11 protein-coding genes are annotated in these 12,452 nt (G+C 64.8%); 1 reads left to right on the top strand and 10 read right to left on the bottom strand.

The features are described 5' to 3' along the window. The 7 genes from J4E58_RS06790 to J4E58_RS06760 all read right to left on the bottom strand — a co-directional run bounded on the left by J4E58_RS06790 (position 1) and on the right by J4E58_RS06760 (position 5,706). Positions 1–600: a cytochrome c oxidase subunit 3 gene (locus J4E58_RS06790; RefSeq protein ID WP_087092118.1), complete on the bottom strand. Its 600-nt coding sequence runs from the start codon at positions 598–600 to the stop codon at positions 1–3. Beyond that, positions 584–1,375: a CbbQ/NirQ/NorQ/GpvN family protein gene (locus J4E58_RS06785; protein ID WP_087092119.1), complete on the bottom strand. Its 792-nt coding sequence runs from the start codon at positions 1,373–1,375 to the stop codon at positions 584–586. Before J4E58_RS06785 ends, J4E58_RS06790 begins: the two co-directional genes overlap by 17 nt. A gap of 142 nt (positions 1,376–1,517) precedes the next feature. Next, positions 1,518–2,876: a hypothetical protein gene (locus tag J4E58_RS06780; protein WP_087092120.1), complete on the bottom strand. Its 1,359-nt coding sequence runs from the start codon at positions 2,874–2,876 to the stop codon at positions 1,518–1,520. A gap of 92 nt (positions 2,877–2,968) precedes the next feature. Then, a complete protein-coding gene (locus J4E58_RS06775) occupies positions 2,969–3,412 on the bottom strand; it encodes a CopD family copper resistance protein (RefSeq protein WP_087092121.1) in 444 nt (147 codons plus the stop codon). A 4-nt stretch (positions 3,413–3,416) separates the two neighbouring features. Next, on the bottom strand, positions 3,417–3,662 hold the full coding sequence (locus tag J4E58_RS06770; protein WP_087092122.1) for a MoaD/ThiS family protein: 246 nt from the start codon (positions 3,660–3,662) through the stop codon (positions 3,417–3,419). After that, positions 3,659–4,144: a cyclic pyranopterin monophosphate synthase MoaC gene (gene moaC / locus J4E58_RS06765; protein ID WP_007929119.1), complete on the bottom strand. Its 486-nt coding sequence runs from the start codon at positions 4,142–4,144 to the stop codon at positions 3,659–3,661. Before moaC ends, J4E58_RS06770 begins: the two co-directional genes overlap by 4 nt. 209 nt (positions 4,145–4,353) lie before the next feature. Further along, positions 4,354–5,706, bottom strand: coding sequence for a hypothetical protein (locus tag J4E58_RS06760; protein WP_087092123.1), 1,353 nt, complete (start codon positions 5,704–5,706; stop codon positions 4,354–4,356). Between the two features lie 56 nt (positions 5,707–5,762). On the opposite strand from J4E58_RS06760, the gene J4E58_RS06755 reads away from it, so the two are divergent. Continuing rightward, on the top strand, positions 5,763–7,415 hold the full coding sequence (locus J4E58_RS06755) for a hypothetical protein (RefSeq protein ID WP_087092124.1): 1,653 nt from the start codon (positions 5,763–5,765) through the stop codon (positions 7,413–7,415). An 847-nt stretch (positions 7,416–8,262) separates the two neighbouring features. On the opposite strand, the gene J4E58_RS06750 is transcribed toward J4E58_RS06755, so the two are convergent. The 3 genes from J4E58_RS06750 to J4E58_RS06740 all read right to left on the bottom strand — a co-directional run bounded on the left by J4E58_RS06750 (position 8,263) and on the right by J4E58_RS06740 (position 12,324). Continuing rightward, positions 8,263–10,743 carry a TonB-dependent siderophore receptor gene (locus tag J4E58_RS06750; protein ID WP_087092126.1) on the bottom strand — a complete coding sequence of 827 codons (2,481 nt, stop codon included), beginning with the start codon at positions 10,741–10,743 and terminating at the stop codon, positions 8,263–8,265. Positions 10,744–10,846: 103 nt separating this feature from the next. After that, positions 10,847–11,806 (bottom strand): FecR domain-containing protein, encoded by a 960-nt coding sequence (locus tag J4E58_RS06745; RefSeq protein WP_087092127.1) that lies wholly within the window; start codon positions 11,804–11,806, stop codon positions 10,847–10,849. Next, a complete protein-coding gene (locus J4E58_RS06740) occupies positions 11,803–12,324 on the bottom strand; it encodes a sigma-70 family RNA polymerase sigma factor (RefSeq protein ID WP_007923435.1) in 522 nt (173 codons plus the stop codon). The genes J4E58_RS06745 and J4E58_RS06740 overlap by 4 nt, the downstream gene beginning before the upstream one ends. Positions 12,325–12,452 lie beyond the last annotated feature (128 nt).

The following is a 12,452-nucleotide window of genomic DNA, read 5'->3' as shown; positions in this document are numbered from 1 at the left end:
TCAATCCAGAACGTAGACCAGCGGAAACAGCAGCACCCAGACCAGATCGACCATGTGCCAGTAGAGCACCCCGGATTCGAAACCCGAGCAGTTGTCGGCGCCATACCGACCACGCAGGCAGCGCTGCGCCAGCCAGGCGAAAATCAGCATGCCCGGCAGCACATGGAGGAAATGAAAACCGCTGAGGATCCAGTACAGGGTAAAGAAGGTGTTGTGCTCCAGCCCCAAGCCCAGGCCCAGCAGGTGCCGGAACTCGCCGAGCTTGAGCAGCAGGTAGACCGTGGCCACCAGCAAGGCCGCCAGCAGCAGCGCCGCGCCCTGGCGTGGCCGCGCCCGACGCACCCGTTCCTGGGCCAGCGCCGCCAGCAGCCCGGCGCTGAGCAGGCTCAGGGTCATGGCCAGGCCGCTGGAGCTGTCGAGCAGTTGGCGGCTTTCGGCGAACAGCTGCGGCTTGAGCCGCTGGGTCACCGCGAACGCGAGGATCAGGATGGCAAACACCGACAGCTCGGCGAGGATGAACAACCACATCGCCAGGTCCCCCAGCAGGTGGCGCCGCGAGGTCTCGGTGGCTGCCGCGGCGGAGTCAGCCGAAGTGCACATCGACCACGTCCATCAGCGCCGCCACCGTCACCGGGTCGTCGCTCAAGGGTTCGGCCAGGCACGCCAGGCAGGCTTCGCGCGGCGGCATGCCGGCGCCGATCATGCGCGCGGTGAAGACCAGCAGCCGGGTGGATGCCACCTCCTCCAGATCATGCTGCTCCAGGCGACGCAGGGCCTGCCCCAGCCCGACGATCTGCCGCGTCAGCGCAGCATCCACTTGCGCCTCGCGCTGGACGATGCGCTCCTCCTCGGCCGGCGGCGGATAGTCGAAGCGCATCGCCACGAAGCGCTGGCGGGTGCTGGGTTTCATGCCCTTGAGCAGGTTCTGGTAACCGGGGTTGTAGGACACCACCAGCATGAAGGACGGCGGCGCCCGCAGCACTTCGCCGGTGCGTTCCAGGAACAGCTCGCGGCGGTCGTCGGCCAGGGGGTGCAGGACCACCACCGTGTCCTGGCGCGCCTCGACCACTTCGTCGAGGTAACAGATGCCGCCTTCGCGCACCGCCCGGGTCAGCGGCCCGTCCTGCCACCAGGTGCCCTGGGCGCCGATCAGATGGCGGCCGATCAGGTCGGCGGCGCTGAGGTCGTCGTGGCAGGCCACGGTGTGCAGCGGCAGGTTCAGGCGGTGTGCCATGTGCTGGACAAAGCGGGTCTTGCCGCAGCCCGTGGGGCCTTTGATCAGCACCGGCATGCCGTGCCGCCAGGCCTGTTCGAACAGCGCCTGTTCATTGTTCAAGGGTTGATAGAAGGGTTCGCAAGCCGTTCCGAGATCCATGGGCTACCTGATTCACAGCGGGGTTCGGGGACCACGCTAAGGCGCCACGCAAGGGAGCGGCAAGCGAACCGGCGGGCAAACTTGATCGCCGTCAAGCGTGCCGCGCCGGGCTGCGCTCAGGCCTCGAAATCACTGCCTGCAATCAACGCTCGCAATCGGGCTCGACGCACTCGCAACCAGAGGCTTGCCCCGGGCTGTCCAGGTCCTCCTGGAACAGCTGGCAGATGCTGTCCACCTCCAGCCGGCCGGCGGGCAGGATGCTGATAAAGCGCTCCGAAAGCTCCACCAGGCCGTTCCAGCTCAGCTGTTGCAGGCGCAGCCAGGCGGACGCGAAATACTGGCGGAAGATCAGCCCGTAGCGGCTTTCGATGGCCAGGATGTCCAGCTCCAGGTCGCACGCCAGGCGCTCCATGACCAGCTGCCGGACCTGGTCGCCGGCCTCGCAGCGCCAGCCGCGACGGGTCGCCAGCTGGCCCAGGTCCAGCTGTTGCAGATAGTCGTCGAGCCGCTCGCTGTTCTGCGTATACAGCTCGTCGAACTGGCTGATGGCGCCCAGGCCGAAGCCCACATGGTCGCAATAGCCGTGGCAAGTAAACCCCTGGCAGTTGCGGCGCAGCCGGCCGCGTTCCTGGGCCATCATCAGGTCGTCGTCGGGGCGCACGAACTGGCCCAGGCCGATGTACTGGTAACCCGCCGCCAGCAGGCGCTCGAAGCAGATGCGCCGCATCGTCTCCTTGGCCTCCTGGCTGCAGGCCGCCGCGGGGCGCTCCTGGCTCTGGCGCCGGTAGCGCAACGGTGGCTGGGCATAGTCGAACACCTGCAGGCGATCGGGCTCCAGCTCGATCAGGGTGCCCAGCTTCGAGGCGAAGCTCGAAGGGGTCTGCCAGGCATGGCCATACCCCAGGTCGACATTCACCGAGCGATAGCCAAAGGTCCGCGCCGCATCGATCAGCGAATGGATGGGCGCCGGGTTCTGGTAGCAGGCCACCGACAATTGACTGTCGCTGCCGATATCCGGCACCCCGATATTGACCTGATTGAACCCCTGGTCGCGCAGCAGGCCCATGGTCGCCCAGTCGGTGTGGTGCAGGTCGACGTCGATGCTGTAGTCGCCGCAATCGTGTTCGAGGAAGTGAAAGCGCTGGCGCAGGTGCTGCATCAAGCGTTGCAGCTGCGCCGCCTCCGGGGTGCCGCCGCCCAGGTGGAATTGCTCGATGCGCTGCTCCGGCACCAGGTGGCAGCCCACCAGGTCGATCTCGCGCTCCAGCCGTCGCAGGTAGCTTGCGCCAGCGTCCACCGGCGTGCCCGCCAGGCGCGGCGGGAACTGCACGTTCAAGGACAGCGGCCGGCGCTTCTGCCGGCTGTTGCGCAATGCCCGCAGCAGGTCCAGGGAGCCGATGCCGCCGTGAAAGCGGCGGGTGTCGACATGGCAGTTGGGGTCGAGCACGCCTTGATCGCGTCGAACGACCGGCTCGCTGCGGTGCGGGAGTAGATCGGGCATGACTGGGCTCCATGGCTGGCGGTGGAGGGCCAGTGTCCGGCGTTAACGCCCGGGGCTCCTTGACTTGCATCAAGCGTGGGGTCGGCGCCGACCTACCAGTTCAGGTAGAACATGCCCTTGGCCAGCAGCACGATCAGCAGCATATGGCCGAACAGGCTGTGATGGATAAAGCGCGAATAGCGGGCATTCATGCGCCCGCTCCGGAACAGCAGCATGGCCACCAGGAAATGCCCGAGCACGCTGGCGGCCAGCACAATCTTGAGCAGCAGCAAGGTGCCGAACGACGACGCCAAGGGCGCTGCCAGCACCGGCAGGTAACGCGCCCAGACCATGCCCAGCCCGGCACCGAACAGCACCAGCAGCACCCAGGGCATCAGCTGGCGGGCACGGCCGGCGATACCCTGTTCGAGCAGCACCATGAGCTTGGCGGGCAGTTGCTGGCGGATGTGTTCCAGGAACAGCACTTCGAAAAACACCGTGCCGATGAAGACCAGCGCGGCGAACAGGTGCAAGGTGAGCAGCAGCGGATAGATCATCGCTTCAGCCTCCGGTCACCGTCGGGAAAAACGCCACCTCGTCGCCGTCGTCCAGCGCCTCGTCGAGCCCGCACAGGTCCTGGTTGCGGGCACACATCAGGCTCGGTTCGTCCAGCACCCGCCAGATGCCGCAGCGGCTCGCCAGGTGCCGGCGCAACTGCTCGAGGCAGGCAAAATCGCCTTCGACCACCTCGCTCGCGCAGCCCAGGGTTTCCCGGTAGCGAGAGAAATACTGCACCTGCAGCCTCATGCCGACGGCGCCTGGTAATCGCCGCTCTTGCCCCCGGACTTGCGCAGCAGCCGGATCGATTCGATATGCATGCCGCGGTCCACCGCCTTGCACATGTCGTACAGCGTCAGGGCGGCGACGCTGGCGGCGGTCAGCGCCTCCATCTCGACCCCGGTCTGCCCGGCCAGCTTGCAGCGCGAAACGATGCGCACGCGATGCTCATCCTCGAGGCTCAACTCGACCACCACGCTGCTCAGCAGCAACGGATGACAGAGCGGGATCAGCTCGCTGGTGCGCTTGGCCGCCTGGATGCCGGCGATGCGCGCCACCGCGAACACATCGCCCTTGGGATGCCCGCCGCCGACGATCAACCGCGCGGTCTCGGCGCGCATATGCACCCAGGCCTCGGCCACCGCCTCGCGAAAGCTCACAGGTTTATCGGTGACATCGACCATGCGCGCACGGCCGAGGGAATCGAGGTGGGTCAGTACCGCGTCGTTCATGAACAAGAAGCCTTGTGGTTTCGACTAAGGATGCGATGGGCTCGGACCAGGCGAAATCGCCCCGGCCTCGCACGTTGCCGCGAGACTACCGCCCCGCCCCGCTGGCGCGGTTGACGTCAATCAAGAAAGCCACAAGTCCCCGAGGGGGTCGTCATCACCCCATTCACTGTGTAAGGCCTAAAGAGCGACCGCACCCATGATCCGCCGCTTCAATCGCGATAACCCGCAAGCCGCAGGTAGCGTTCTCCTTCCGATTGCAGCTGCGCATCGCTCGCCGCCAACTGGGCCTGAGCTTCGGCCAGGTTTTTCCGGCAGCCATTCCAGCGGCAATCCGGCAGCTGTTTACTCAGTGAATTGGACGACACATTCGCGGCGCTCGCCTCCAATCGCTCGCCATTGCTCCAATCCATCCGCCACTCGGTGTCGGGCAAGTGCTCGGCACCGTTGCCGTAATGCAATTGCCCGCGGTAGCGCATCAGCTTGCCTGCGAAGAACAGCCAGGTTTCGCGCTTGACCGCTACGTGCCCCTCGATCGTCCGCTCGGCGCCCGCTTCGGCCAGCAGCTCCACCTGCGCGAGGGGACCGCTTTGGGTCAGATGCAACCACACGCCCTTGGGCGCGTTGTAGTGCTTCAAGCCGTACCAGCGCGGTGTGCTATCCGGCATCACGACGGTGCTGATGCGTTCCTTGGCACTATACGAATAGAGTCGCCTGGGAAACTGATTGAGCTTGACGGCAGCCGGCACGCGGCCGGTCCTGGCCCAGTCCGGCGATGCCTCAAGCCGCTCCTGCAGGTCCAGGCTCAAGTGCCCCGGCCATGCCAGCTGTCGCACGCTGCCGTCCGGCGCCTTCAGGTTGGCACGCAGGGTCGTCACCGCCATAGGATCGCCAGGGTGGCTATCTCCCCCTGGCGTTCTGACGGCGAGATCCACCATCTGATAACCGGGTACATCCTGCTTCGGGAAGACCAGCGCAATGCTCAGGGGTTGCTTGCGTCGCTTGGAGAACCCCCGCCGTGCCTCCCACGACAAATCGCGGGCCCAGCTTGTAAACAAGGGCTCGCGCCACAGCGCCTCCGCCGGTGCGCGCAATTGGGCATGGCTGAAGCTGTAATGCTCGGCAGGTGTTTCGGGCAACTCGAAGCGCAGCTTCAGCGGCTGCCCCGCACTGCCCTGCAACACCTGTGCGCGAACCGTCACTTGGCGCCGCACCGGCAAGCTTTCCATCTCGAAACGAGGCGCCGGGACACAGACGGTACCGACCATGCAGGTGAACAGCTGCAAGCTGGGCCGCGTCTTCTGCGTCTTGCCCTTGCTACCGATAGAGGGGAAGTAATAGGCAACGAGCTCGGCCCCCGTCCATACTTGCGGCCACAATCGCGCCTGGGTCGACTCATCGAGGTAGGCAATGGAGCTGTCGGCCAGTTCGACCTCCAATGACAGCGACGCCGCCTGCAGGGGCACAACAGATGAGGCCACCAGCAATGCAGCGGTCGCGATGGCGCGCCGCAGGGTCGTTCTGCTAGCCGGATTGGCGAAAAACAGGATTGTTTGAATGAGCATTCTCCCTCCATGGAAATGAAACGACACATCGATACAGCACCACTCAGGAAGCAGCAATGACCAGCATCATGGACCCCACCTTGCGCGGAACCGGCAGGATCAGCGGCGCGTTCTTCAACCCGGCGGGGGATATCGCCGCCGTGGTCTCGGAGTTTGCGTTGCTGGTCAATCCGCCCGCGCGCGCGGCCTATGGCGGCACTGGCTTGCGTTATCGGCTCGGCCTGTACCGACGTGGCGAGCCGGTGCCGTTCGCCATCTTCGACGAACTGTGCCTGCCGATCAACGATGTGGGTTTCCACCCCACCCTGCCCCGTATCGTGATCGGCGCCGGCCGCTATGACGGCGGCTACCTGTTCGAAGGCGAGCTGGCGGTGTGGAACTGGCAGACCGGCCAGAGCCGGCGCCCTTTTGCCGATATTCCCGAAGTGGTGCGCTGCCGCTACGACGCCAGCGGCGAGCGGATCGAAGCCTGGGTGCGGCCATGGAACGAAGAATGGGACGGGCTGGACGACAGCGACTGGTCGGTGATCCTCGACACCCTGTTCCTGGTGCAGGCCGATGACAGCGAGGCAGCCTGGGCTGGGCAAGCGCCCGCGGTGCTGGAACTGGACCCGGCCGCGACCGTCGAGGCCTCGGGCCTTGCCGCAGATGACCAGCGCCCACCAGCCATGCGCCTGGCCCACTGGCTGGGTCTGCCCGAGCTGGAATGCCGGGGCGCGATCCGCGATATCGCCTGGCTCGGCCCGGACCGCCTGGGCGTCACCCACGACGGCTGCCTGCTGGATATCTACGACACGGACGGCAGCCGACTCGCTCACTATGGCGGTTCGGGCTACGGCGCCGAGATCCTGCGCGGGGCCGGCGTGCATGTGCACGGGGTGCTGGTGCAGGACGGGCCCGAGGCCTATCGCCGCGATTCCCGCTTGTATGCCCTGACAGACAACGGCCTGGTCCTGGTGCAGGAATACGACGATGAATACACCTTTTCGGCCGCCAGCGACGGCCGCCTGCTGGGGCGGCGCAACCGCCTGAGAGGGCACGGCTCGAAGGCCGTCGACGTCCTGCTCGACCCGACTCGCGACAGTGCCCAGCCCGTCGATGTCGGCCACTACGACTGCTTCAACCATTACATCGGCATCAGCGGTGCGCCCCATCTGTTCGCACTGCAGGGCACGCCGGCCAGTTCACACGAACACAAGTACCTGTGCATCGTCCAGCCCGACGGCACGCTGCAAAGGCTCTGGCCGCTGCTCAGGCAGGACGGCACCCGGGCCAGCCACGCCATGGAATGCCGCGGCGCTTATGTGGCGGATACCCTGGGCGCGGGCGTGGTCATCGCCGGCCAGCACTACAACCCTTCGGTCGGCGATGCGTACCAGGGCTTCATCTACCGCCGGCACCTGGAGCGCGGCCAGGAACTGTGGCGGCATTCCACCCCGGCCTCGCCCAGCGCGATCGTCCACCTGCCCGAAGCCGGCCTGGTGGCGGCGGCTTTCCTGGACGGAACGCTTATGCTGATCGACGCCCGAAACGGGCAGCTACGGCTGAACGCCAAAGCGCGGATCGACGGCTTGCCGACCCTCATCCACGCCATGGACGCCCACGCCGGGCAACTGGCGCTGGGCACCGTGGATGGCCGGATTACGGTGCAGCCGGTCGCTGATCTGCTAGGCGCCAATGACATCCGGGGATGGGTGGAAATCGGCTGAGTCACACCTCTCTCCAGGCCTGCACGCCCAGGTAAAAACCGATTCTCTGGGCGCGGCAGGCCGAGGTTCCCAGATCAGGACAGTGCTTCTTCGCAGTACCGAAAGAGCTCTCCCAAGGTGAATTGCGGCCACTGCGTAATCCAGAAATCATTTATTCGCATGCGCTTACTTTTGTGAAAACCACACTTTGACTTTTCGTTTAACCGGGAGCGCAAACAGATGAATAAATATGCAAGAAAAAGCAATCCACCCAATAAATGGATGTTCTGAAATTATCTCGGGCCGATGCCCCAAGAACAGAAAGTCATCATTCTGAAGAATGTCCATGTAAGGCACGACAAAAAGACCATTGAGCACCAAACAGAAATAAAACCTGGCGTAATTCAAATCGCTGCTAGAGAGGCGCACCTTCAGAAAGTAGGCAACACTAATGCCGCAAGCGGCCAAAACAGGGAAAACCCACAGAATCATTTCCCGGACTCTCGGTACACCTGCTTTCCTGTCTGGAAGTCGGTATATATTTCAAAACCCATCGCGCCCGCCCCCATGTTTTTATAGGATCGTACATAGTCTGCTCTGACGTATCGAAACAAGCGCCAGGCATGTAACCGTGATTAGCCATACGTGACCCTCCTTTTAGTCAGCTGGCCATCCTATTGAAAGAAGTTACAGGCGTGTTGTAGGGAATTTCCGAAATTTGTGCAGTCCTCAAGTCGCCCATCGGCAATGTGCTGCTGGATGCTCTGTGAAGCCTGGCGATACCCAGGGATGGGTGGAAATCGGCTGAGTCAGCCGCAGACAAAAACGCCACTCCCGGGAGTGGCGTTTTTTTTATTGGCTGAGCAACTTAGAACTGCGCCTTGAGGGTCATGGTGAAGTTGCGCGGATCGCCGTAGTAGTTGCCGAAGCTTTCGATGCCGATGGTGGAGTAGTAGCGCTTGTCGAACAGGTTGTTGCCGTTGAGCGCCAGCGACCAGGTGTCGTCGATGCGGTAGCCGATACGGCCGTTCCACACCGCGTAGCCGGCCTGGGTGATTTTTTCGTTGGTGGCCGGCGAGACCCGGAAATTGTCGCTTTGCGCGTTGACCCCGGCGCCGATGCTGAAGCGCTCGAACGCGCCATCGAGGGCATAGTCGCCCCACAGGCGCAGCATATGGCGCGGCACATAGCTGTTGAACGCGGCGCCATTGAGCCCGCTGTCGATGTCGTCCAGGGTCTTGGTCTGGGTATAGGTGTAGCCGGCCAGCAGTTGCAGGCGCTCGATGACCTCGCCGCTGATTTCGGCTTCGAAGCCCTGGGCGCGGACCTTGCCGGAGTTCAGGTAGCAGTAGCCGTCCGATGACGCGCAGCTGGAGTTGTAGTCGGTCTGCGCCTGGTCCTTCTGCACGGTCTGGAACAGGTTGAAGGCGCTGTTCAGGCGCCCGTCGAACCATTCGCCCTTGATCCCCAGCTCGTAACTTTCCCCCACCAGCGGCTTGAGCGCCGAGCCGCTTTCCGAGCGGTAGTTGCCCTGGGGCGTGAAGATCTCCGCGTAGCTGGCATAGGCGGTCAGGTTGTCGTTGAGGTCCAGCAACAGGCCGGCAAAGGGCGTGACCTGGCCGGTCTCGGTGCTTCTGGCGTGCTCCGAAGTGCCCGAGTTGAGGAACACCGAATCGCTTTTCGAGCGGTACCAGCTCACCCGGCCGCCGACGACGAAGGTCAGGGGCTCCGCCAGCTTGAGCCGCAGGGTCGAGTACAGGCCACGCTGTTCGGTGACGGTCTTCACCGGGCCACCGCGGGTCGAGTTCTCGATGAAGTAACTGTCGTCCGGTTTCGGGATATTCCGGTCCGGGTTGAACACGTTCTGCTGCTGCGGCAGGAAGGCCACCGAGAAGAAATCGTCCTTGTCCGCGCGACTGCCGTTGACCCCCACCACCAGCTCATGCTGCAGGCCGAACGCGGTGAACTTGCCATCCAGGTAGGCATCGAGGCCGTAATCGACCTGGTCGTAGTTGTACAGGCTGCCGAGCATGCCGGTGGTGTCGACGCCGGGGGTCACCGCGCCGGAAGCGAAGGCGTATTTGATGTCCTGGGTGTTCTTGGTGTAGACGCCGGCGACCTTCAGCGCCCAGTCGTCGTTGAGCTGGTGCTTGAGGTCGCCGAACACCGTGGTGCGCTTGCTGCGCCAGGTGTTCCAGGACGGGTCGAGGCAGGTCGAGCGACTGAGTTTCAGGTCGCTGCCGTCCTTGTAGCGCGGCAGGCCGCCCCAGCACGGGTTGGCGTCGACATCTTCATAGGCGATGCCCAGGCCGAGGGTGGTGTCGGGGCTCAGGTCGAAGTCGAGCGCGCCGTAATACACCTGGTCCTTGCGACTGGCGTCGTCGATGAAGTAACGCCGGCTCTGCTCGGTCACCACCGCGCGGCCACGCAGGGTACCGGACTCGTTGAGCGGGCCGCCGGTGTCGACCTGGCCGCGGTAGTTGTCCCAACTGCCGCCGGACAAGGTGACTTCGGTCTGCGGCGTGCTCTGGCCGCGCTTGCGCACGAAGTTCACCCCGCCGGCGGTGCCGCCCGCGCCTTTCATCATCCCGGCGGCGCCACGGAGGATTTCCACCCGGTCGTAATAGGCCATGTCGCCGCTGAAGCTGTCGGCCTGGACATACTGGTTGCCCATGTCCAGCGGCACGCCGTCGTACTGATACTGGCCCGACATGCGAAAGCCGCGGGAGTAGAAATACTTGCCGCCCATGGTCGAGTCGTAGACGGTGATGCCCGGGGTCTTTTCCATGACCTGGTCGATGCTGTGCAGGTTCTGGTCGTCGAGCATCTTGCGGGTCATCACCGTCACCGATTGCGGGGTCTCGCGCAGCGAGTGCTGGCCCTTGCCGATGGTCACCGCCCCGGTGGTGTAGGAGCCGCTGCCCTCGGTGGTTGCCCCCAGCAGCTGGCCGTCGATGTTGGTGGCGCCCAGTTCCAGCGCCGAGCCGAGCACCGGCACCGCGCGCAGCACATAGCTGCCGTTGGCCTGGGGCTCGGCGCGCAGACCGCTGCCGCGCAGAATCCGCGCGAAACCTTCGTCGACCCCGAACTGGCCCTTGAACCCGGGCGATTGCCGGCCCTGGGTTTGCTGCGCATCAAAGGAAATCGCCGCCCCGGCGGCGCTGGAAAAACGGGTCAGCACATCCACCAGGCTGCCGGCGCCGATGTCGTAGGCGCGGACCTGGCTCTGCTGCGTCGCGGCCCCTGTGGCCGGGTCGGCATTCGCCGAACAGGCGCTGGCCATGGTGGTTGCCAGCAAAGCGACTTTCACTGCGTTCGCCAGACGACCTGGCGCGTTCACCCGAGACATGCTCCCTCCCCCAAAACGGTCAATAACAACTCACTGAGGGATGAGCCGAACGGTGCGCTCGAAAAGTGCAGGCGCCGCAGAATTTTTTATCCAAGGCGCCTATTCAGCGCGAATCGGCCCGGGCGACCTGGACCCAGAAACGGCTGTAGCGGGTCACGCGCAAGGCAAACCCACTCTCCAACGCCGCCAGGGCGAGGTCGGTATCGTCGATGGGAAAGACCCCGGAGACTTTCAGGTCGCCGATGGCCGGGGCCCAACGCAGCACTCCGGGGCGATAGCGCGACAGGTCGTTGAGCAGCGCCGCCAACGGCCGGTCGATGGCGATGATGCTGCCCTGCTGCCAGGCGCCCACCGAAACGTCGTTGCCCCGTGGCGTGCCCAGGCTGCGCTCGTCGAACGCCAGCCGCTTGCCGGCCTCGACCCGCATCGCCGGACCGCCGCCCGGCACACTGACCTCCACCGCCTTTTCCAGCACCGCCACCTCGCCGCCCCCGGGCTGGCTGCGCACGATAAAACGCGTGCCCAGCGCCAGCACCTCGGCGTGGCGGGTGACCACCTTGAAGGGCCGCTGCAATGGATCAGGCGCGGTGCTCACCAGGATCTCGCCCCACAGCAGCTCCAGCACCCGCTGGCGCCCATCGAAACGCAGGTTGACCGAGGTGTCGGTGTTGAGCAGCAGGCTGCTGCCGTCCGCCAGGCGCAATTCGCGGCGCTCGCCCACCCGAGTGCGGTAGTCGCACATGAGGTTCTGCGCGGCCTGGCTGCGCCAGCCCAGCCAGCCCAGGGAACCGGCGCAGGTCAGCAGCAAAGCGCTGCGCAGCACCTGGCGGCGGGAACTATTGCCGGCCTGGCTCAAGGTCGGCGCCGCCAGGGCGCCCGGCACGCTGGCCATCTGCTCGGCCACGGCGGCCATTCTCTGCCAGGCCTGGCGATTCAGCGGATCGGCCGCCAGCCAGCTGTCCCAGGCGGCCCGGTCGGCGTCGGTCGCGGTGCCGGAATGCAGGCGGGCATACCAGCGCGCCGCGACGCCGATGGCTTTCATTTCTTCGGCGGGCAGGCTCATGGGAGTTGCAACTGGATCTGCATCAGGCAGCAATGCTCCATGGCCTTGGCCATGTGGTTGTTCACCGTGCGCACGCTGACGCCCAACTGCTCGGCGATTTGCGGGTAGGTCAGGCCACTGAACTGCGACAGGATAAAGGTCTGCTTGACCCGCGGCCCCAACCCTTGCAGCAGGCGGTCGATCTCCATCAGCGCCTGGAACAGGATCGCCTGTTCCTCCGGCGACGGCTGCAGGGCTTCGGGCATGGCGGCCAGCACATCGAGGTAGGCCTGCTCCAGCGAACGCCGGCGAAACAGGTCGATCAGCAGGCCCTTGGCAATCATCGACAGGTACGAGCGCGGCTCGCGGATGTCCAGCGCGGAGCGGGCCTTGATCACCCGGACGAAGGTGTCCTGGGCCAGGTCCGCGGCATCGAAGGCGTTGCCCAGGCGCTTGCGCAGCCAGCCCTGGAGCCAACCGTGATGGTCACAATACAGATCGTTGACAGCACTGCGTAAGGACAAGTCGTTGGCGGGCATGACGATGGAATAATTCGCGACTGATAATGACTCGCATTGTCATGTACGCCATCGCGGCTTGCAACAAATACCTGTGGCCGCGGCTCCAGGCGCGTTGGAGCGACACCCCTCCCCTTCGACCTTGGGGC

It is taken from the genome of Pseudomonas sp. FW305-25, assembly GCF_017351415.1.
In the GTDB taxonomy this organism is placed as follows: Bacteria; Pseudomonadota; Gammaproteobacteria; order Pseudomonadales; family Pseudomonadaceae; genus Aquipseudomonas; species Aquipseudomonas chlororaphis.
The sequence above is the reverse complement of the archived record's forward strand: the minus strand, read 5'-3'. Positions and strand labels throughout refer to the sequence as shown.